General features: G+C 70.3%; 18 protein-coding genes and 2 pseudogenes. 6 read left to right on the top strand and 14 right to left on the bottom strand.

Going from position 1 to position 20096, the window contains the following annotated elements; translation table 11 throughout:
* Nucleotides 1-3: 3 nt before the first annotated feature.
* From ABD908_RS03845 to ABD908_RS27550, 4 genes and pseudogenes are all read left to right on the top strand, one after another.
* On the top strand, nucleotides 4-1398 hold the full coding sequence (locus ABD908_RS03845) for an aldehyde dehydrogenase family protein (protein WP_344991113.1): 1395 nt from the start codon (nucleotides 4-6) through the stop codon (nucleotides 1396-1398).
* A 14-nt stretch (nucleotides 1399-1412) separates the two neighbouring features.
* Nucleotides 1413-2180, top strand: coding sequence for a 3-oxoacyl-ACP reductase (locus ABD908_RS03840; RefSeq protein WP_344991109.1), 768 nt, complete (start codon nucleotides 1413-1415; stop codon nucleotides 2178-2180).
* Between the two features lie 7 nt (nucleotides 2181-2187).
* A complete protein-coding gene (locus ABD908_RS03835) occupies nucleotides 2188-2904 on the top strand; it encodes a gamma-glutamyl-gamma-aminobutyrate hydrolase family protein (protein ID WP_344991107.1) in 717 nt (238 codons plus the stop codon).
* A 56-nt stretch (nucleotides 2905-2960) separates the two neighbouring features.
* Nucleotides 2961-3871: pseudogene (locus ABD908_RS27550) on the top strand (M13 family metallopeptidase); the annotation flags it as partial.
* Here the strand turns inward: ABD908_RS27550 and ABD908_RS03820 are convergent.
* The 9 genes and pseudogenes from ABD908_RS03820 to ABD908_RS03780 all read right to left on the bottom strand — a co-directional run.
* A pseudogene (locus tag ABD908_RS03820) lies at nucleotides 3872-4159 on the bottom strand (GDSL-type esterase/lipase family protein); the annotation flags it as partial.
* Between the two features lie 86 nt (nucleotides 4160-4245).
* A complete protein-coding gene (locus tag ABD908_RS03815; protein WP_385924372.1) occupies nucleotides 4246-5562 on the bottom strand; it encodes an aspartate aminotransferase family protein in 1317 nt (438 codons plus the stop codon).
* A 23-nt stretch (nucleotides 5563-5585) separates the two neighbouring features.
* Nucleotides 5586-6563: a phosphotransferase gene (locus tag ABD908_RS03810; protein WP_344991098.1), complete on the bottom strand. Its 978-nt coding sequence runs from the start codon at nucleotides 6561-6563 to the stop codon at nucleotides 5586-5588.
* A 13-nt stretch (nucleotides 6564-6576) separates the two neighbouring features.
* The gene (locus ABD908_RS03805; protein WP_344991096.1) at nucleotides 6577-7515 is read right to left on the bottom strand and encodes a phosphotransferase family protein; all 939 of its coding nucleotides are present in this window, start codon (nucleotides 7513-7515) and stop codon (nucleotides 6577-6579) included.
* Entirely contained in the window at nucleotides 7512-8915 is a 1404-nt protein-coding gene (locus ABD908_RS03800) for an amidase (protein WP_344991093.1), read from the bottom strand. Before ABD908_RS03800 ends, ABD908_RS03805 begins: the two co-directional genes overlap by 4 nt.
* The gene (locus tag ABD908_RS03795; protein WP_344991090.1) at nucleotides 8912-10168 is read right to left on the bottom strand and encodes an allantoate amidohydrolase; all 1257 of its coding nucleotides are present in this window, start codon (nucleotides 10166-10168) and stop codon (nucleotides 8912-8914) included. The genes ABD908_RS03800 and ABD908_RS03795 overlap by 4 nt, the downstream gene beginning before the upstream one ends.
* Nucleotides 10161-11717: a sodium:solute symporter family protein gene (locus ABD908_RS03790; protein ID WP_344991087.1), complete on the bottom strand. Its 1557-nt coding sequence runs from the start codon at nucleotides 11715-11717 to the stop codon at nucleotides 10161-10163. Before ABD908_RS03790 ends, ABD908_RS03795 begins: the two co-directional genes overlap by 8 nt.
* Complete coding sequence (locus ABD908_RS03785; RefSeq protein ID WP_344991084.1) at nucleotides 11714-11986, bottom strand: hypothetical protein; 273 nt, start codon at nucleotides 11984-11986, stop codon at nucleotides 11714-11716. Before ABD908_RS03785 ends, ABD908_RS03790 begins: the two co-directional genes overlap by 4 nt.
* A gap of 11 nt (nucleotides 11987-11997) precedes the next feature.
* On the bottom strand, nucleotides 11998-12762 hold the full coding sequence (locus ABD908_RS03780; protein WP_344991080.1) for an inositol monophosphatase family protein: 765 nt from the start codon (nucleotides 12760-12762) through the stop codon (nucleotides 11998-12000).
* A gap of 153 nt (nucleotides 12763-12915) precedes the next feature.
* Here ABD908_RS03780 and ABD908_RS03775 point away from each other — a divergent pair, with 153 nt between their 5' ends.
* A complete protein-coding gene (locus ABD908_RS03775; protein WP_344991077.1) occupies nucleotides 12916-13677 on the top strand; it encodes a GntR family transcriptional regulator in 762 nt (253 codons plus the stop codon).
* Between the two features lie 50 nt (nucleotides 13678-13727).
* Here ABD908_RS03775 and ABD908_RS03770 read toward each other — a convergent pair whose 3' ends face one another.
* Both ABD908_RS03770 and ABD908_RS03765 read right to left on the bottom strand, forming a co-directional pair.
* Nucleotides 13728-14504 carry an SGNH/GDSL hydrolase family protein gene (locus ABD908_RS03770; RefSeq protein ID WP_344991074.1) on the bottom strand — a complete coding sequence of 259 codons (777 nt, stop codon included), beginning with the start codon at nucleotides 14502-14504 and terminating at the stop codon, nucleotides 13728-13730.
* A gap of 63 nt (nucleotides 14505-14567) precedes the next feature.
* Nucleotides 14568-16514, bottom strand: coding sequence for an aconitate hydratase (locus tag ABD908_RS03765; protein WP_344991071.1), 1947 nt, complete (start codon nucleotides 16512-16514; stop codon nucleotides 14568-14570).
* A 475-nt stretch (nucleotides 16515-16989) separates the two neighbouring features.
* On the opposite strand from ABD908_RS03765, the gene ABD908_RS03760 reads away from it, so the two are divergent.
* Nucleotides 16990-17799 (top strand): transglutaminase-like domain-containing protein, encoded by an 810-nt coding sequence (locus ABD908_RS03760; protein ID WP_344991069.1) that lies wholly within the window; start codon nucleotides 16990-16992, stop codon nucleotides 17797-17799.
* Between the two features lie 46 nt (nucleotides 17800-17845).
* Here the strand turns inward: ABD908_RS03760 and ABD908_RS03755 are convergent, their stop codons facing one another.
* The 3 genes from ABD908_RS03755 to ABD908_RS03745 all read right to left on the bottom strand — a co-directional run bounded on the left by ABD908_RS03755 (nucleotide 17846) and on the right by ABD908_RS03745 (nucleotide 19758).
* Nucleotides 17846-18766 carry a DoxX family protein gene (locus tag ABD908_RS03755; RefSeq protein ID WP_344991066.1) on the bottom strand — a complete coding sequence of 307 codons (921 nt, stop codon included), beginning with the start codon at nucleotides 18764-18766 and terminating at the stop codon, nucleotides 17846-17848.
* A 238-nt stretch (nucleotides 18767-19004) separates the two neighbouring features.
* Nucleotides 19005-19187 (bottom strand): hypothetical protein, encoded by a 183-nt coding sequence (locus ABD908_RS03750; RefSeq protein ID WP_344991063.1) that lies wholly within the window; start codon nucleotides 19185-19187, stop codon nucleotides 19005-19007.
* Nucleotides 19188-19443: 256 nt separating this feature from the next.
* Nucleotides 19444-19758, bottom strand: a complete 315-nt coding sequence (locus ABD908_RS03745; RefSeq protein ID WP_344991060.1) for an STAS domain-containing protein — start codon at nucleotides 19756-19758, stop codon at nucleotides 19444-19446.
* Nucleotides 19759-20096 lie beyond the last annotated feature (338 nt).

Below are 20096 nucleotides of genomic sequence, written 5' to 3'. Positions count from 1 at the left end.
GACATGACTCAGGTGAGCGACCACATCGCCGACCACTGCGTGATCAACCCGGCGACCGAGGAGGTCGTCGCCGCGGTACCGAGTGTGGGGCGCGCCGAGACCGACGCCGCGATCGACCGCGCCGCGACGGCGTCGGCGGCCTGGCGAGATGTCACGCCCGCAGACCGCGGGATGCTGCTGCGCCGGTTCGCAGGCATCGTCGACGACCACATCGCGGAGCTCGCTGCGCTCGAGGTCGCGAACGCGGGGCACACGATCGGCAACGCGCGCTGGGAGGCGGGCAACGTCCGGGACGTCCTGAACTTCTACTCCGCTGCTCCGGAACGGCTGCACGGCACCCAGATCCCCGTCGCAGGTGGCCTGGACGTGACGTTCAAGGAACCGCTGGGCGTGGTCGGGGTCATCGTGCCGTGGAACTTCCCGATGCCGATCGCCGGATGGGGCTTCGCGCCCGCCCTCGCGGCCGGGAACACCGTGGTGCTCAAGCCCGCCGAGCTCACGCCGCTCACCGCGATCCGCCTGGGCGAGCTCGCGCTCGAGGCCGGGATCCCGGAGGGGGTGTTCACGGTGCTGCCCGGCAAGGGCTCGGTGGTGGGCGCGCGGTTCGTCGAGCACCCGGCGGTGCGCAAGGTGTGCTTCACCGGCTCCACCGCGGTCGGACAGTCGATCATGCGGCAGGCCGCGGACACACTCACCCGCGTGACCCTGGAGCTCGGCGGTAAGAGCGCCAACATCGTGTTCGCCGATGCCGACGTCGCCGCCGCCGCCGCGTCGGCCCCGATGAGCTTCCTCGACAACGCCGGCCAGGACTGCTGTGCCCGGTCGCGGATACTGGTGCAACGCAGCGTCTTCGACAAGTTCATGGAGCACTTCGAGGCCGCCGTCCAGGCGGTGGTCGTGGGCGACCCCGCTGCCGAGCGGACGCAGATGGGACCGCTGATCAGCGCCGGGCAGCGGGCCGCGGTGCGCGGCTTCGTCGAGGACGCGGAGGGCGACGTGGACGTCGCGTTCCGCGCCCCGGCGCCGTCGGACCGCGGCTTCTTCTACCCGCCCACGGTGGTGCTCCCGCGCGGCACGAGCGACCGGGTCTGGCAGGAGGAGGTCTTCGGCCCCGTCGTCGCCGTCATGCCGTTCGACGACGAGGCGGACGCGGTGACCAAGGCCAACGACACCGCCTACGGGCTGTCGGGCTCGATCTGGACCCGCGACGTGGGCCGGGCGATCCGGGTGGCCCGCGGGGTCGAGGCGGGCAACCTGTCGGTGAACAGCCACTCGAGCGTGCGGTACTCGACCCCGTTCGGCGGCTTCAAGGCCAGCGGCATCGGGCGGGAACTCGGGCCGGATGCGCTCGACGCGTTCACCGAGGTCAAGAACGTCTTCATCGACACCACAGCCTAAGGGAGGCAAGGGATATGGCAGGACGCATCGAGGGCCGCACCGCGGTGGTGACCGGTGGGTGTTCGGGGATCGGATTGGCGTCGGTCCGCAGGCTCGCGCAGGAGGGCGCGCGCGTCGTGATCGGCGACGTCGACACCGAGCGTGGGCCGCAGGTCGCCGAGGAGGTCGGCGGTCTGTTCGTGCGGGTCGACGTCACCGACAAGGAGCAGGTCGACGGGCTGTTCCGGGCGGCCGAGGAGACCTACGGCTCAGTGGACATCGCCTTCAACAACGCGGGTATCAGCCCGCCCGACGACGACTCGATCCTCGACACCGACCTGGACGCCTGGCGCCGGGTACAGGACGTCAACCTCACGTCGGTGTACCTGTGCTGCAAGGCGGCGCTGCCGTACATGCTCGAGCAGAGGAAGGGCTCGATCATCAACACCGCATCGTTCGTGGCGGTGATGGGCGCTGCGACATCGCAGATCTCGTATTCGGCGTCGAAGGGCGGCGTGCTGTCGATGTCGCGGGAGCTGGGCGTGCAGTTCGCCCGCGCGGGCGTGCGGGTCAACGCGCTGTGCCCCGGGCCGGTCAACACACCGCTGCTGCGGGAGCTGTTCGCCAGCGATCCCGAGCGCGCCGCGCGGCGGCTGGTCCACGTGCCGATGGGTCGGTTCGGCGAGCCCGAGGAGATGGCGAACGCGGTGCTGTTCCTGGCCTCCGACGAGTCGTCGTTCATCACGGCCAACACCTTCCTCGTCGACGGTGGAATCTCGGGCGCCTATGTCACGCCGCTCTGATCTGCCGGTGATCGGCGTCACGAGCTACGTGGAGCCGGTCGCCCGCGGCGACTTCGCCGATCAGCCGTCGGTAGTGCTGCCGGTCGGGTACGTGCGGCACATCGAGCGGGCGGGCGCTGTGGCGGTCGTGCTGCCGCCGCCCGCGGGCGTCGACCCGGCCGCGGTCGCCGCTGCGGCGGCGGCGGTACTCGCTCGCATCGACGGGCTGATCCTCGCCGGCGGGGCGGACATCGAGGCGCCTCGCTACGGTGTCCCGGCCGACGTCGCGGCCCAGGGGGCGAGGCCTGACCGGGACGAGTGGGAGCTCGCGCTGGTGCGGGCTGCGGACGATGCCGGGATCCCGCTGCTGGGCATCTGCCGCGGGATGCAGATCATGGCCGTCGCGGCCGGCGGAACGCTCGAGCAGCACATCCCGGACCGGACCGGCACCGTCGCGCACTCGCCGACACGCGGCGTCTTCTCGCAGCACCCCGTGACCCCGGTCGAAGGCACGAATGTGGCGGACATCCTGGGGACCCAGACGCTTTCGGTGTGCACGTACCATCACCAGGCGGTCGCGACAGCCCCCGGTTACATCCCGGCGGCGTGGCACGGCGACGGGACACTGGAGGCGATGGAACGGCCCGGCGCCGCGTTCCGCGTGGCGGTGCAGTGGCACCCGGAGGAGGATGTCGACACCCGCCTGGTCGAGGCCCTGGTCGCGGTGGCGCGGGCCGGCGAATAGGGCGGATTCGGGCGAGTCGCCTGTGTCCGATCAGTCCGACCGGGTGGGATGGCCGTATGTCGGGGAGCCCTGCAGATGTGAATGTCCACGTGAGCCGGCGCGGGTTCCTGGCCGGGGTGGGCGGGACCGTCGGGCTCGGGTTGCTCGCCGCGTGCGGGGTGCCCGCGCCGAGTACCGCGCCGTCGACATCCGCCACCCCGGCCGCGCTCATCGGGGCGGACCTGTCCGGGGTCGACGATGCGGTGTCCCTGCGCACCAGCCTGTTCCGGCACGTGAACGGCGCGTGGCTCGAGCGCTTCACCATCCCGGCGGACAAGTCCGGCTACGACACCTTCACCGAGCTGGCCGACCGCACCCTCGACCAGCTGCACGAGCTGGTCGAGCGGATCAGTGACCCACGACCGCGCGGCGACGCCGCCAAGATCCGCGACATCTACGACTCGTTCATGGACGCGGCGGCGATCGACGCCGCCGGGATCGGGCCCGTGAGCGACCTGCTGGCGATCGACGGTGCGGATTCGCGTGCGGCGCTGACGAAAACGGTCGGCGCCAGCAGCGTGCGGGAGTGGGTACCGTGGTCGGCTGGGGCGTCGGGCCCGACCCGAAGGACGCCGCGCGCAACGTGCTGATGCTCGGGCAGTCGGGTATCGGGTTGCCGGACCGCGACTACTACCTGCTGGCGCAGTACGCCGATGCGCGTACCGCCTACCGCGCGTACCTCGAGAAGATCGCGGCGTCGGCGTCGTTGCCGGATCCCGCCACGACGGCGGGACACGTCTTCGACTTCGAGAAGCAGATCGCCGAGGCCCAGTGGGACAAGGTCCGTGAGCGCGACGCGACGGCCACGTACAACCCGATGGCATGGTCGGCGCTCGGCGGCCTGGCGTCCGGCTTCGACTGGGACGTCTGGGGTCGCGCCAGCGGATTCGACCCCGCGGGCGTGGGCACGATCGTCGTCGGCGAGCCGAGCTTCCTGACGGCGATGGCGAAGCTGTGGGCGGCGACCGACCTCGCGGTGCTCGAGCAGGTCGTTCACGCCTGCGGTGACGGTGACGAGGTCCGGTGCCAGGGCCAGCGTGGGACCCAGCTGCTCGGCGAGCACCTTGTCGGCGGTCTTGCCGCGGACCGCGAGATTGGCGTACAGCACACCGCCCGATGCGCGTGCGAGTCGGGCGGCGAGGCGGTCCGCCCACCCGCGCGGTGTGCCGTCGGGCCACGGGTCGTCCCCGACCCCCTCGGACTGGCTGTCTCCCATCGCTACGTACACGCTCACCTCGAGCAGCGTACGTCCGGGCGCTCGCGGTACGGGGCGCCACGCGGCGACGAGACGCGCCGTCGCCGTCAGGGCAGGTCTGTCAACACCTCCCCGAAGACCTGGAGGAAGTGGTCCATCTCCGACTCCGCGATGGGCAGCGGCGGGCGGATCTTGAGCACGTTGCCGTGCACGCCCGCCGTCGACAGCAGCACTCCCCGGTCGCGGAGCGTGTTCACCACGGCGGTGGCGGTCGCCGTGTCCGGTGCGCCGCCCGCACCGACGATCTCGACGCCGGCGAACAGTCCGGCCACGCGCACGTCGCCGACCACGGCGAAGCTCTCGCGCATCGGCGCCAGGCCGTCGAGCAGCTGCTTACCGCGGGCCGCGGCGTTCTCGATCAGTCCCTCGTCGCGGATCACGTCGAGTACCGCCTGCGCCGCCGCCATCGAGACCGGATTACCGCCGAAGGTGTTGAAATACGGCACCTTCCGGCCGACAGCCTCCGCTGTCCGCGTCGTGGCGGCCAGTGCTGCCACGGGGATCCCGGCGGCCATGGGCTTGCCCATCGTCACCAGGTCGGGCACCACGGAGTGCCGGTCGAAGCCCCACATGCCCTCCCCGAGCCGGCCGAAGCCGGGCTGCACCTCGTCGGCGATGAACAGGCCGCCGCCTGCGCGGACGGCCTCGACGGCGGGTCCGAGCAGCCCCAGGGGGCCGGGCTGGATCCCGTCGGACGAGAACACCGTGTCCACGAGCAGCGCCGCCGTCCCGATCCCGGACGCGGTCAGGTCGTCGACCTGCCGTGCCACCGCTGCCGCGAACGACCGCACCGACTCGTCGGCGCCCTCGCGGAACGGGTCGGGTGCGGGCACGATCCGCACCCAGTCTGGGACCGCCGGATCCACGGAGGGGGAGCACGCCGCCGACACGGTGGTGCCGCCGTGGTACGCCCCCGCCGTCACGATCACACCGCGGTGGCCGGTCACATGCCGCGCGATGCGGACGGCGAGATCGTTCGCTTCCGAGCCTGTGCAGGTGAACACCATCTCGCCGAACGCCGCGGGTAGCGTCGCGAGCAGCTGCCGGGCGTAGTCGATCACCCCCTCGTGGAGGTAGCGCGTGTGGGTGTTGAGCGTCGACAGCTGGCGCGACACGGCTTCGACGACGCGCGGATGACAGTGCCCGACGCTGGCGACGTTGTTGTACATGTCGAGGTAGCGGACACCGTCGGCATCGGTGAGCCACAGCCCCTCGCCGCGGACCAGGTGCACCGGGCGCCGATACAGCAGCGGTGTCACGTCGCCCAGCGTGCCGCGGCGCCGGTCGAGGAGCTCGCGGGTCTCGGCGGGCAGGTCGGCCGCGTCGTCGGGCGAGAACCGGTTCACGTCCAGCGGGGATGTGATGGTCTCGCCCGCGGCGATATCGGTCACAGAGTCGCCAGCCACAGTCCCCACCTCGGATCGCTCATGACGGTGCGGGCGCGCATCAGCTTCCACGCCCCGTACTTGTGGTAATCGAAGTCCCAGGACGAGTTGAGGCGGCTGTTGATGCAGCCCCACAGGCCCCACTTGACGTCGGCGAGCGCACCGCAGACGCGGATCCGCGACACGGTCGCGAAGTCCGTGTGGCCGTAGTACTCCTCGACCATCTCGAGGGTGCGCTGCTCGTCGTAGAACATCTCGGTGATCAGGATCGCCAGCTCGTATGCCCGGTCGTTGTCGGACGCGAACTCGAAGTCGACCAGCCGCATCGGGTGGCCCTCGCGGTACAGGAAGTTCCCCGGCATCGGATCGTTGTGGCACGGCACCAGATCGAGGCCGCTCGCCAGGAGCGCGGCCTTCGCCGCCTCGTACTCGCCCCGGATCACGGGCCAGTCCGCCGGCAGCCGGAGGCCGAGCCCGGCGGCCTGCACGCAGTGTTCGTCGACCATGTCCAGCATGGTCTTCCGCACGCCGAGCAGGCCGGATCCGTGCAGGGTGCGGTGCATGGCGACGATGGCGCGCGGGATGTCGTCGCGTTTGAGGTCGCCGTTGGTGCATGCCCGGTAACCCTCGAGGAACTCCACCACCTCCACGCCGGATACCGGATCGAAGAGCACCACCTCGGGGCCGATGTCGAGGGCACCCGCGCGGAGCGCGACCTCGTGGGCCAGGCCGCGATCGACGAAGGCCTCGCTACCGGCACCGGGGATCTTCAGGAAATAGCGACGGTCGTTGCCGGACACGGTGATCCGCCAGTTGCTGTTCTGCAGGCCGCCGGTCACCGGCGCGTAGTGCAGGGTGCGCCCGCGCCACTGCTCGATGCCCGTCAGAACGCTCTCGACCGCGCGCTCGGCGTCGGTCCGGGCGGAGCCCAGGGGCCGGTCGTCGGCCGCGGGGACGTCGGCCGGTGTTCGTGATGTCATGGTCATCGGATCCTCACAGATTCCGGAGGCGGTCGTCGAACGTGAGCTCGCACAGCGCGGCACGGGCGCGGAGGAACTGCCAGTCGGAGAACTTCGAGTACTCGTGCATACCCGGTCGGGCGGCGTCGCAGTAGGCGCCGATCAGTCCCCAGCGAACCTGGTCGGCCACGCCGTACACGCGGCACCGGTCGAACAGCGCGGCGTCCCAGGAGCCCCACGACTGCTCGAACGCCTCGCGGGCGTCGGTGTCGAGTCGCGCCAGCTCGGCGAGCGCGACGCCGAGGTCCTGCAGCGGATCCGCGTCTGCGGCGCAGTCGAAGTCGACCAGCAGCAGTCGCCCGTCGTCGAGCGCGAGGACATTGGAGACGTTGCCGTCGCCGTGGATGGGCACGACGTCGAAACCGGCCGCGGTGACAGCGCGTTCGGCGTCGCCGATCCGGCGGAGCATCCAGTCGACGTCGGTGGGCAGCGCCGCGTTCACCGACCGGGCGACATCCAGCGCGGCTCGGATGTCGTCGAAGACGGTGGCCGTGCGGCCGAACCGCGGCAGGTCGTGCACCGCTCGGCGCAGCGCGAGCAGGCGGTTGCGGGTGTCCGGGTCGTCGAACCGGTCGAGCGTGCCGGTATGACAACGGCCGGTGTGGTCTTCGGTCACGAGCACGCCGCGGTCGGCGTCGGCATGGCGGACGGCGGGTGCGCCGCCCGCTGCGCCGGCGCTGCGGGCGGCGTCGAAGGACACCGCGAAGTCGATGTACATCCGGGTGTGCGGCTCCATGAGCTTGACGTATCCCGTGGTGCCGCACCGGGGATCGGCGTCCTGCGCGCGTACGCTCCAGCGGCGGGAGTCGGCGCCCCACCAACTCGGGCTGGCCATCGTGGGCGATTCGAGCGCGTCCGGCGCAGCCCCGGCCCACAGGCCCAGCGCCTCGATCTCGGACAGTGTGGTGCTCATCGCGTGCCTCCTGCGGCGAGGGTGACGGGCGGGGTGGGCATCGGGAAGGGGCGACGCTCCTCGAGCCAGCGGGTGAGCCGCAACACCTCCTGGTCGGCGCAGCGGCGGCCGGCGATCTGGATGCCGACGGGGCAGCCGTCCACGAAGCCGAAGCACAGCGACGACGCGGGCTGCGCGGTCTGGTTGAACCACGCGGTGTAGCCACAGTGCGCGAGCGGACGGGACGGGTCGAGCCCGACCTCGTCGGCGGCGAACCCCGGCGTCGGGATCACCGGTGCCACCACCATGTCGAATCCCGCCAGCGCGGCGGCGAAGCGGGCCTGGGACACGTCGACCGCTGCGAGATCGCGGGCGTAGTCGGTGGCGCTGAGTTCGGCCGCCCCCGCGGCCCAGTCGGCGACCGCGGGGATCACCAGGTGGCGCCGGTCCGGTGCGATGCCCTCCCACTCCGCCCGCCCGCGTACCTGGAACACCCGGTCCAGCGCCGGGTACGGATCGTCGTCGAACGGGGCGGGCACATCCGTGACCTCGGCGCCGCCGTCGGCGAGGACCGCCGCGGCGGATCGGACGACCGCTTCTACCCGGGGGTGCAGCGCGAACCCCGGCCCGAGATCCGTGAGGATCCCGATCCGCATGCCCCGCGGGGTCAGCGGCCGATCCATCCGGTCGTCGGATTCCGGTGCGAGCGACCAGGCATCGCGCGCGTCGGGCAGGCTGAGCACCCGATACATGTCGATCGCGTCGGACACCGTGCGGGCCATCGGACCTGCCGACCGCATGGTCGAGGCGGGCAGGTGGGGGATGCGCCCCTGCGTCGGCTTGAGAGCCACCACCCCGCAGTGCCCGGCCGGCAGGCGGACCGAACCCGCGATGTCTGTACCCACCGCCGCCACACCGATCCCGGCGGCCAGCGCGGCGCCCGCGCCGGCCGACGAGCCGCCGGTGTTGCGTTCGGGGTCCCACGGATTGCGGACGATGCCGTACAGCGAGCTGACGCCTGCGGCCATCATCCCGAAGTCGGGCATCGTCGTCTTGCCCACGATCACTGCGCCGGCCTCCTTGAGCCGTGCCGCGGGCGGGGAGTCGACGGTGGCATCGGGCAGGTCGGCATGCGCGGCGCTCCCGTGCCGCCAGGGCATCCCGACGCAGTTGATGCTGTCCTTGACGGTGACGGCCATGCCGTCCATATCGCTGAGTGGCGCGCCCGCCGACCAGCGCCGAGCGGCGGCCTGCGCGGCGGCGCGGGCTCGATCCTCGTCGAGGTACGCGATCGCATTGATCGTGGGGTTCACCGCGGCGATCCGCTCCAGCGTCGCCTCCAGGAGATCGACGGGACCGGCCGCGCCGGTCCGGAACAGTGCCCGCAACTGGGCCGCGGACTGCGAGAGTAGATCTGTCATGAGTGCCTCACGTGGGTAACGAGGGTGTGGTCGACGGGAACGCGGATCAGGGCCCGCGCGATACCGGTGAGGACGTCGACACCCCGCAGCAGGTCGGCGTCGCGTGTGAGCTCGCGCTCGTTATGCGAGACGCCGGCCACGCTCGGGACGAAGACGAGCACCGTCGGCACCCGGGCCGCGAGGCTGATCGCGTCGTGCCCGGCGCGGGTCGCCAGGCGTATCGCGCGGATCCCGAGATCCTCCGCGACGTCCTCCGCCAGTCGAACTCCCGTGGCCGGGAACTCGACCACGGGGCGCCGGCTGCAGGCAGCGATCTCCACGCGGACCTCGCCGTCCAGGCTGATCGCGTCGAGTGCCGCGGCGAGGCGCTCGTGCGCGACCTGCAGGTCCGCGGGGTCCGCCGCGCGCAGGTCGACGTCGAGCGTGGCGCGGGACGCGACGACCACCGGCGAGCCCGGTGCCACGGCGATGCGGCCGACCGCCGAGAGCACCGAGTCGACGGGGAACGACGTCGCGACGTCGCGGGCGGCCACGATCACGCGCGCCGCTCCGAGCAGGGCGTCGTGGCGGTCGGCGATCGAGGTGGCACCCGTGTGCGACTGCTCGCCGTGCACCACCACGGTGTACTTGCGGACCGCCCAGTTCCGGGTCACCACGCCGATGTCGGCGCCGGAGTCCTCCAGCAGGCGGCCCTGCTCGACGTGGACCTCGGCGTACCCGACCGCCTCGGGTGGGGTGTCGGTCCCGCGCATCCCCGCCTCGGCGAGCGCGGCGGCGACGGTGACGCCGTCGCGGTCCACGGCCGCGAGGACGGCGTCGGCGTCGAGCGCGCCGGTGCAGGCGCCGGATCCCATGAGGCTGGGCTGGAAGCGCGCGCCCTCCTCGTTGAACCAGTCGACCACCGCGAGGTTGAACTCCGGGTTCACGGCCCCCGTCGACACCTCCCGGTCGAGGCGCGCCGCCGCATGCAGCGCGGCCAGCACACCGTACGCCCCGTCGAAGCGGCCGGCGGTCGGCTGGCTGTCGGAGTGGGACCCGATCAGCACGAACGGCGCACCGGGGACCCACTCGTAGCAGCCGAATGCGTTGCCGACCCCGTCGACGCGCAATCGGGCACCGAGGTCCCGCATGCGGCCGGTGAGCCAGCGCCGGGCATCCGCGTGCGCGGCACCGGCGGCGAGCCGGTCCAGGCCGCCGGCCGGTGTCGCACCGAAGCGGGACCAGTCGGTGAAGTCGCTGAGCAGGTCAGGCATGCGCGGCCTTCCGGGGATCGCCGGCGGGCCCGGCCTCGTCGCTGCGCGTGCCCGCGCCGGCGGGGGCGGCCGCCGCGGCGAACATCTCGTCGACGTGCGCCCGCTCCTCGGCCGACTGCCCGGTGAGTGCCGAGACCACCAGGTACACCACGAGATTCACCGCCATCCCGATCACGCCGCCGGTGAGGCTGCCCGCGACGCGGATGTCGTCCGGGTAGATCACGGTGAGCACCATCGCAACGGCGAAGCCGCTGAGCATGCCGGACACCGCGCCGTACCGGTTGCCGCCGCGCCAGAAGATCCCGAGGAACAGGGGAACCGCCAGCTGCACGATCGACTGGTACGAGATCTGCGCGAGCAACTGCAGCCGCGTCATGTTGAACGTGAAGTACGCGATCACCGCGGCGAGCCCCATGTAGACCACCATGCTCGACTTGGCCACCACGGTGAGCGAGCGGTCCGACAGTGGGCGGCGGGGCGAGTCGACCAGGTCGTTGGCGATCTGCAGGCCGCACACCTGGACGCTGCCGTCGATGTGCCCCATCGACGCCGCGAACACCATCACCGCGGCCAGGCCCAGCATCCAGGTGCCGCCCCAGTCCTGGAGCAGTGTGAACCAGCCCGACTGCGGCGCGTTGTGCACGGCGGGGATGGTGGTCGCCGCAACGCCGACCAGCATCAGCAGCGTGTAGAAGACCCCCGAGATGAGGATGGTGCGGATCGTGCCGGCCTTGACGGCACGCACGCCGGAGGCCGTGTAGATCCGCTGGAAGCTCATCGGCCAGCAGAGGGAGCCGACGACGCCGGTGAAGATGAGGCTGAACAGGTACAGCGGGCCGTAGTGGTCCCCGTCGCCGGGCACGCGCAGGGTGGAGTCTGCGACATGCGAGAGCGTGCCGAAGCTCACCGGCCCGCCGGTCACCCCGGTGAGCAGCACGAGGCACACGACGGCGGAGAAGCCGTACGCGACGATGCCCTGGAACATGTCGGTCATGATCAGCCCGCGCATGCCCATCTTCACAGTCCAGTACTGCCGGACGACGATGGTGGCCAGGCCGATCAGCAGGCAGGTCGTGAGCGACCAGCGCCCGTGGCTGACGGTCCGGAAGATCTCGCCGAGCGCCTGCATCCCGAGCACCACCCAGGGGAACACCGAGAGGATGCCGATGGCGCTGGCGACCACCTTCACCGTCCGCGACCGGAACCGGAGACCGAGGAGTTCGGGCTGACTGCGGAGGTCGTAGCGGGATCCCCAACGCCAGGCCCGGGTGGCCATGAAGTACATCGCGGCGACGCCGAGCGTGGAGTACGCGAGTCCGTAGAAGCCGAATACGCCCGGGCCGGCCGCCAGCCCGAAGAACACGATGAACACCGTGCCCGGCCACCACGAGTTGACGTAGCACATCGCGACGTACCAGGGCCCATAGCTGCGGCCGCCGACGGCGTACTCGTCGAACGAGGGCTTGTCCTTGCGCTGCGTGAAGTAGAGGATCGCGATGACCGCCACGTAGAAGACGGCCAGAATCGACAGCATGAGCGCCACGGTCACGCCTTCCTGTGCGGCGCCGCCGGGCGCTGCTCGTCGAGTTCGCCGCGGATGCCCTCCACGGTGTACTGCGCCCACAGGCCGAAGCCCACGAGCGCCGCGTCCACGATCCAGTACAGCAGCGGCACGGGCAGCCCGAGGATCACTGCGTGCGAGCCGCTCGCCCACAGATACAGCGGCGGGAACAGGGCCAGGACCAACGCCGCCACGTACCCGGCGGCGAATATGGAACGGACGACTCGGGCGTCCAGTTCACGGATGAATGTCTTCATCGTGGGTTTCCTTAATACTCGAGGAGTTCGAGGATGGTGTCGTGTAGTCGCCCGTTGGAGGCGACTGCGTGGCCGGAGTCGATCAGGCCGTCGCCGCGCAGGTCGGTGAACCGCCCGCCGGCCTCGGCGAGGATCACCGGCATGGGCGCGAGATCGTAGGTCTGGGCGGTGAAGTCGACGACCGCGTCGGCGTCGCCGCATGCGACCAGCGCGTACCCGAACGCGTCGCCCCAGGTCCGCAGCACGGCTCCGGACGCGTGCAGTCGGTCGATCCGCGCGCCGGTCCAGTCCTCCAGCCAGGTCGCCATCACGTAGGCGCCGTCGAGGTGATCCCGTGCGGAGACGCGGACGGACCGGCCGTTGCGGAAGCAGCCGCCACCGCGCTCGGCGTGGACGAGGATGCCCAGGCTCGGGAGGTTGATCGCGCCGAACACGATCTCACCGTCCACCTCGCGCGCGAGCAGGTTCGCATACAGGGGGACCCCGTGCACGAACGACTTCGTCCCGTCGATCGGGTCGATGATCCACCTGCTGCCGGAACGGGATTCGGTCTCGCCGAACTCCTCGCCCAGGATCCCGTCAGCGGGGAACCGCTCGGCGAGGGCGGACCGGATCGCGTCCTCGGTGTCCCGGTCGGCGCGGGTGACCGGCGAGCCGTCGGCCTTGACCTCCACGTCGAGCCCGGAGCGCTCGAACCACCGCCGGGAGATCTCGCCGGCGTCCTGGAGGATGGCGAGCGCCGCGGCGCCGGCGTGGGCGGTGTCGGTGTGGCTCACGCTGATTCCCTTCGTCTGTGGTGGCCGCGTGGCGGCGTGCAGGCAATGGTGCGCGTGGCCCATTTCTGGTAGGAAGTGATCGACGTAACATCGGGATAACAGGCGGGTGTCACGATCGAGCGACATCTCCGTCCGGATGAGAGGGGCCGCGACATGACCCTCGTCGAGGATGCGGTCGCGGTACTGGGACGGCTCGCCGAGGAACTGGCCGACCGCGGTGCGTCTAAGCTGCCGCCCGAGCGGGATCTCGCTGCGCGGTTGGAGGTCTCGCGGGCGACGGTGCGCCGGGCGATCGCCCTGCTCGAGACCGAGGGGGTCGTGCACAGGGTCGTCGGCCGCGCCGGCGGCGCCTATCTGACGCGGACGGGCCGCGGCGCGACACCGACCGGCTTCGAGGAGACGGTGGGCCGCCGGCTGGCCCGGGACATCAACACCGTGCTCGGGGTGCCGGAGATGCTGTCGGCCCAGGGCTTCACGGGCCATACGCGCGTCGTGTCCGCCGCGGCGGTGGCCGCTGAGCCGGCGGTGGCGCGCGCGTTGGAGCTGCCGCGGGGTGCGGCGGTGACATCACTGCTGCGCGTCCGGTATGCCGATGGTGACACGCTGTCGCTGGAGCGGGCCTACCTGCGACTGGACGAACGGCTGTTGCGGCAGGACCTGTCCGGCTCGCTGTACGTGACGCTGCGGCGCCGCTTCGGCATGCAGGTCGCGGCGACGGACGAGCTGATAGAGTTGACTACCGCCACCGAGTCGACGGGCCGCCTGCTCGGCCAGCCGGTGGACACGCCGCTGCTCCGCCTCGAGCGGGTCGGCTACAGCGAGACGGGCGCTCCGATCGAGTACTCCATCGACCTGTTTCGCGCGGACCGGACCCGGCTGCGCGCGCGGTCGGGTACGGCCGGCGTCGGTCGGTGATCTGCGCGAGGCAGACTACATCCCGGGTTCATCGGACCCGATCGGCGGCGTCAGCCCGCCTCGGTCACGCAGGTGCCTGGCGTGACCGGTTGCGGCACCGGGCGTTTGGCACACCGTCCGTCAGCTGACGAGATCCGTCGTACGCGGCGCGCCGCCCAGGGCAGCAGATGGGCTCGGGCCCAGTCGATCTCGCTCGCGACCGTGCGGTGCGGCGGGATGCCGGCCGGCGGCGCGGCCCAGCCTGCGCAGTCGGGTAACCCGAGTGCCTCGCCGACACCGCGGGCGAGCCGCTCGTGGCCCAATGCGCTCAGGTGCAGCCGGTCGGGCGACCAGGCGCGGAGGTCCTCGAACACCGACCCTCGCCCGGGGGCGGGCGCGAGTGCGCCACGGCGAGCGGCGATCTCGGTGAGACCCGCGTTGAAGGCGGCCACGCGGCGGGCGATCAGTCGGCCCGGCAGGGTGAGAGCGTGCAGCTCGGGAGATCGTACGAGGACGACGGTGGCACCGGCGGCGCGCAGATCGGCGACGAGTCGATCGAGCGTCGCGAGCACAGCGGCGGTGTCCCGGTGCGGCTCGAGCAGGTCGTTCACGCCTGCGGTGACGGTGACGAGGTCCGGTGCCAGGGCCAGCGTGGGACCCAGCTGCTCGGCGAGCACCTTGTCGGCGGTCTTGCCGCGGACCGCGAGATTGGCGTACAGCACCTCGTCGTCCACCTGCGCGAGTCGAGCGGCGAGGCGGTCCGCCCACCCGCGCGGTGTGCCGTCCGGCCACGGGTCGTCCCCGACCCCCTCGGACTGACTGTCACCGATCGCCACATACACGCTCACCTGGAGCAGTCTACGTCTAGTCGCATATGGCACAGGGTGCCACGCGGCCGACGGGAGCCCCGATCAGGAGCGTTGCCAGGGGATCAGGCCGCCGGCCGTCACCATCGCTACCTGGCGTGGTGAGAGGCGATGGTGGGTCTCGTACTTCTCGTCACGAGTGGCGTTGCGGACGGTCACCGAGGTGCCGGACTCGATGCCGTGCCGGAGCCCTTCTAGGACGAGCACGTCCCCCTGGTCGATGTGGCCGTAGTCGTCGGCGTCGTCGAACTCGAGGGCCAGCACGCCGAAGTTGGCCAGGTTCTGCCAGTGGATGCGGGCGAAGGACACCGCGAGCACGGCACGCAGCCCGAGGAAACGGGGTGTGATGGCCGCGTGTTCGCGTGAGGATCCCTGCCCATAGTTCGCCCCGGCGACCACGATGTGGCCACCGCCGTCCTTGTCCTTCTTGGCGCGGCTCGGGTAGGTCTCGTCGATCTGGGAGAAGGTGAAGTCGGCGAGGAGCGGGATGTTGCTGCGGAAGGGCAGTACGCGGGCCCCGGCCGGCAGGATCTCGTCGGTGGAGACGTCGTCGCCGACCTTGAGTGCCACCGGCGCCTCGATACGGTCTGGGAGCGGGTCGAACTCGGGCAGCGACGAGATGTTGGCCCCCTTGACCAGTTCGACGCGGTCGGCCGTCGCTGCCGGGGGCGCTTCGAGCATCGCGGTGTTGACGCTCGACTCGGTCGGCAGTTCCACTGTCGGATAGTCGATTCCGAGTAGCGCCGGGAGATCGCGTGGATCGGTGATCCGTCCCGTCAGCGCCGCCGCGGCCGCGGTCTCGGGGGAACACAGGTATACGGAGTCCTCGCGCGTGCCAGACCGCCCGGGGAAGTTCCGCGGCATCGTCCGCAGGCTGTTTCGCCCGTTCGCCGGTGCTTGGCCCATACCGATACAACCGAGGCAGCCGGACTGGTGCAGCCGGGCACCGGCCGCGATCAAATCGAACGTCGCGCCCATTCGAGTCATGTCCTGCAGGATCTGCCGCGAGCTCGGGTTCACGTCGAAGGACACCCTGGGATGCGTCTGTCGACCTGCCACGATCGCAGCCGCGACGGCGAAGTCGCGCAGTCCGGGGTTGGCCGACGACCCGATCACCACCTGATCCACCGCACGCCCGGCGACGTCGGACACCGCTACCACGTTGCCCGGCGACGTGGGGAGCGCGATGAGGGGCACGAGGGTGGACAGATCGATGTCGTCGGTCACGTCGTACGTCGCACCGTCGTCGGCGCGCAGCTCCACGAAGTCGCCCGCGCGGCCCTCGGAACGCAGAAACGACCGTACCTGTTCGTCGGACGGGAACACGGTACTGGTGGCGCCCAGCTCTGCACCCATGTTCGCGATCACGTGGCGGTCCATAGCCGACAGCCCCGCGAGTCCGGGGCCGTGGTACTCGATTATCCGGTTGACGCCGCCCTTGACGCCGTGGCGGCGCAGCATATCCAGAATGACGTCCTTCGCGCTCACCCACGGCGGCATTTCGCCGGTCAGCCGGATGCCCCAGATCTCGGGCATCCGCAGGTAGACAGGCTTGCCCGCGATCGCCATCGCGACCTCGATGCCGCCGAGGCCGATCGCCAGCATCGCGAGTGAACCTGCAGCGGGCGTATGGCTGTCGGAGCCCACCATCGTCGCGCCCGGGCGTCCGAATCGTTGCATGTGCGTCGGGTGGGAGACGCCGTTGCCGGGCTTCGAGTACCACAGCCCGAATCTCTGGCAGGCCGAGCGCAGAAATGCGTGGTCCTCGGCGTTCCTGCTGTCGGCCTGCAGCAGGTTGTGGTCCACGTATTGGACCGATACCTCGGTCTGCGCTCTGCCGAGGTCGAGGGCCTCCAGCTCGAGCATCACCAGGGTGCCGGTGGCGTCCTGGGTGAGTGTCTGGTCTATGCGGAGTGCGATCTCCTTGCCGGGCACCATCTCTCCGGAGACCAGGTGTGCGGCGATCAGCTTCTGTGCGAGGTTGCGACTCATGTCAGCTTCTCTCGGTTATCGAGATCCTGCCGGCCGTTGCGTTGCAGCTGGTGAGGGTCTTGCCTGGGTAACTCTCCACGGTATCACCGGAGCCGGGGGTATCGAACTCACAGGAAGTTCGCGCGCCGTATACGACGGGCCGTCGGCACCTGGGACGGGGCGCACGCCACGGACACCCTGGCGCGGATGGTCAAGGGGCGCAGGCCCGCCGGTATTCGATAGGATACGCCGGGCAGGCGCTGAGCCCGGGCGGACGGACGGCTGGTGCAGCCCCGACGGCGCGACGACACACCGCCTCCGTCCGGCCGCCGTGCGCGCGACTCCGGCTCCGGGGTGGCGGACCACACCGAGTAGACTTGGAGCATCTGCTGGTCTAGTAGATCTTCGTGTATCCAGGCCGATCTTTCTCACCTGCCGTTCCGATCGCTCGGTAGGCCGCGCGCCTGGTACGCACTCGACACGTCTGGAGGCGCACATGCTCGGTCCGCGGAAGGTCTCGGCAGAGGTCGAGGTCGCCGTTCTCGAGGAGAGCGTCCTCGAGTTCCAGATCTCCCTGGCGCGGATGCGTGGTGTCGAGATCGACGAGTCGCTCCTGTTCACCATCGATGGTGAACCGGTCGAGCCACTCGAGGTGGTGGGGGAGCACGGCGGGCGGGTCCATCGGTTCACTGCGCCGGCCGGTCAGGTGCGCGCGACGTATCGCGCCACCGTCGACGGTGTCCCGACGCCGGCGCCGCTCGACGAGTTCCACAGGTCCCTGTACCTGCGCCCGTCGCGGTACGCCGAGGCGGACATGTTCTACGGTTTCGCCGGCAAGCAGTTCGGGCATCTGGGGGATCCGAACCGGATGCTCATGGAGATAGTCGCTTTCGTTGCGAACAGGCTGGACTACATCCCGGGTTCGTCGGACCCGATCGACGGCGCCGCCGACACACTGCTCGCCGCGGCGGGAGTGTGCCGTGACTACGCGCACCTGGTGATCGCGCTGTTGCGCGCGGTGAAGATCCCGGCGCGTCTGGCGGCCGTGTATGCGCCGGGCTGCGATCCGATGGACTTCCACGCGGTCGCGGAGGCGCTGATCGGCGACACGTGGCACGTGGTGGATGCGACCGGACTCGCGCCGCGGCAGTCGATGCTTCGCATCTCCACCGGCCGGGACTCGTCCGATACCGCGTTCCTGGACAACCATGGCGGGGCGATCCGCCTCGACTCGATGGAGGTCACCGCCATCGTCGACGGTGACCTGCCGATCGACCAGCCGCGGGACAGCGTCGTACTGGGTTGAGGGCGTGACGAATCGAGCGCCCGTCGAACCCGGCTACCTCGGCGCGTCAGCGCCGGAGTCTGGCGCCGGCCCGCTCGCGTAGTGTCGGGGGATCGGTCTGGATGCCGACCAAGGTCCGCGCGCGGTCGGCCACATCGGGTGCCTTCTCTCCAATCACGTCCCGGGCCGCACGGACACGGTCGGCGACCACCGGCGCGGTCCTGCGGATCGTATCCGCCGCTGCATCGGCGTAGTCGGGTACGCGCTCGCCGGCCTCCCCCAGCCGCTCGTTGGCGGCCTTCGCAAGTACGGACGCTCGGTGTGCGGCCGTGGACACGGCGTCCGTCACCGCCGGTGTCGTCTTTGCGGCGGCGTCGGTCAGATGTTCTCCGGCAACGTTTCTCGCGGCAGCCAACCGGTCACCCGCCTGTACCGCGAGATCGTGTGCGGTGCCCGCCCACTCGTGCACGCGCTCGCCCAGATCGGACGACGCCTCCGCCGCGGTGGGGGTGATTGCTGCGATACCGGACGAGACGTGGTCCGACGCGCGCTCGACCGCACGCTTCGTGCGCCACACCGGGCCGGGCTTCCCCTCCGTGTCGAATCCTGCGATCAGCAGCCCGCCGAACAGTGAGATGTTCTTCAGAAAGTCCGTCTGCTGTCGCTGGCGGGCAACAGGATCCGTCTCGTTCCAGAACTGGTGCTCGACGAACGTGCTGGGGATCAGTGAGCCGGCGAGGGCCAGTGAGGCCACGCGCGGGAAGCGCCCGGTGGCGAGCAGTAGCCCGCCACCCATCTGGACTCCTGCATTCGCCCGTACCCACGTGCGTGAACCAGTGGGCAGGAGTGCTGAATCGGGAAGTGAGTCGTTCAGTCGGTCCACCAGTGGTTCGGCCGCCCGAGCGGTCTGATCGGGGCTGCGCAGGTTCTGGTAGCCGCTGTAGACGAAGATCGATCCGAGCAACGGTCGAGCGATTCGGCGAATCATGCTGGTGACTACTTCCTCTCGGTTCGCCCCGCGAGGGGCTGCGATGCCGAAGGTGCGGCGCGACGCCGTCGAGGTCGCGCCGAGATTCGGCTGGTTCTGGACAAATAGCTTGTGCGGCAATCAATTTCATTGATATGTGGGCCAACATGAGAGCCGTGTCGTGGAGACGCACCATGCGCACCGCCACCGGACCTGCCTCAGCGAGCGCTGTGGCGCGGTGATAGCCGGGTTAGGCAGGTCATTCGACGATGTCGGGACGGGACGGCGGGTTGATGTCCGGGTCGTTCGGCAGCGGTATCGGATCCGGCTCGCGACCGGGCTCCGGGGTCGGAATCGGGTCGGGTGCCGGCGGTTCAGGGCGCCGAGGCGGGTACGGGTCGGGCGGATAGGGACGTTCGGGTGGGTGCGTCGGCTCAGTCATGCCGACCTCCTCTCGGGTTCGGGGCGGCGGCGTATGGATCCACCGGTACCTAGCACTACCCAGATGCGGGCGCGGCGAAACCCGCCGTCCGGGATGGGATCCCCTACAAGGGTTTGCTCCCGCTCGGATCGGGTACCGCGATCAATAGGTGGTTTCGCGCAGTGCTCGCGGCGCTACTGATCAGGATCACGAAGGCGATACCGTACAGGCCACGCGCCGGGCGCCGGTTCAGGTGGTCGGGTTGCCGTCGCGACGTCTACGATGCCAACCAGAGACCTTCTGTCGCAAGTGCATCGGTCGCAGACGACCGGTCGTCGAACACCCACGGGGGCCGGCAGTGGTTGACCACATGGAGGAGGCGGTCCACGGTGTCGTTGGTCACGACCGCACAGCCGACACCATAGGTACGCGCGACCTGGGGCAGACCGACTACGACCCACAGACCACACGAACCGATGAAGGAGACCGCCGCGAGGTCGATGATCACGTCGTGGCGGCGTGCGAACAACGGCTCGACGCGGGAATCGATGTCCTTGGCGTTGGAGGCGTCGATCTCACCTGAGACGCTCACGACGGCAGGGCCCCTGGCAAAGGCTGGGCCCGCCGGCATCGGGGGCTCGACGTCGACCTGCATCGACGCGGTGGACGGGCTCGAAGATACAGAAGAACGCATCTTGCGCCTCACTCTCTCGGTGTTGCGAAGAGGCGTCCGCCGCGAGGTACATCCTGCTCTACGGCGGACGTGAACCAAGGGGCTGCAATGTTCAACCATTTCCGATCGTATGCACGCCCCGTGCGCTCGTCAACCGCGCTCCGCTGTGTGACAGCGCGAGGCGGGCTAACGTTTGAGATCGAACATCGACGGGTATGGAGGTCGACGACGATGAGCGGCGTGGGCACCAACCGAGT

It is taken from the genome of Tsukamurella soli, from assembly GCF_039541155.1.
Lineage (GTDB): Bacteria > Actinomycetota > Actinomycetes > Mycobacteriales > Mycobacteriaceae > Tsukamurella > Tsukamurella soli.
This window is presented reverse-complemented; position numbering and strand designations above follow the sequence as displayed.

Coding starts and splice junctions, on each gene's coding strand:
- ABD908_RS03845 (WP_344991113.1), top strand. CDS start 4: ATGACTCAGGTGAGCGACCACATCGCCGACCACTGCGTGATCAACCCG.
- ABD908_RS03840 (WP_344991109.1), top strand. CDS start 1,413: ATGGCAGGACGCATCGAGGGCCGCACCGCGGTGGTGACCGGTGGGTGT.
- ABD908_RS03810 (WP_344991098.1), bottom strand. CDS start 6,563: ATGACATCACGAACACCGGCCGACGTCCCCGCGGCCGACGACCGGCCC.
- ABD908_RS03805 (WP_344991096.1), bottom strand. CDS start 7,515: ATGAGCACCACACTGTCCGAGATCGAGGCGCTGGGCCTGTGGGCCGGG.
- ABD908_RS03800 (WP_344991093.1), bottom strand. CDS start 8,915: ATGACAGATCTACTCTCGCAGTCCGCGGCCCAGTTGCGGGCACTGTTC.
- ABD908_RS03795 (WP_344991090.1), bottom strand. CDS start 10,168: ATGCCTGACCTGCTCAGCGACTTCACCGACTGGTCCCGCTTCGGTGCG.
- ABD908_RS03785 (WP_344991084.1), bottom strand. CDS start 11,986: ATGAAGACATTCATCCGTGAACTGGACGCCCGAGTCGTCCGTTCCATA.
- ABD908_RS03775 (WP_344991077.1), top strand. CDS start 12,916: ATGACCCTCGTCGAGGATGCGGTCGCGGTACTGGGACGGCTCGCCGAG.
- ABD908_RS03765 (WP_344991071.1), bottom strand. CDS start 16,514: ATGAGTCGCAACCTCGCACAGAAGCTGATCGCCGCACACCTGGTCTCC.
- ABD908_RS03760 (WP_344991069.1), top strand. CDS start 16,990: ATGCTCGGTCCGCGGAAGGTCTCGGCAGAGGTCGAGGTCGCCGTTCTC.
- ABD908_RS03755 (WP_344991066.1), bottom strand. CDS start 18,766: ATGATTCGCCGAATCGCTCGACCGTTGCTCGGATCGATCTTCGTCTAC.
- ABD908_RS03750 (WP_344991063.1), bottom strand. CDS start 19,187: ATGACTGAGCCGACGCACCCACCCGAACGTCCCTATCCGCCCGACCCG.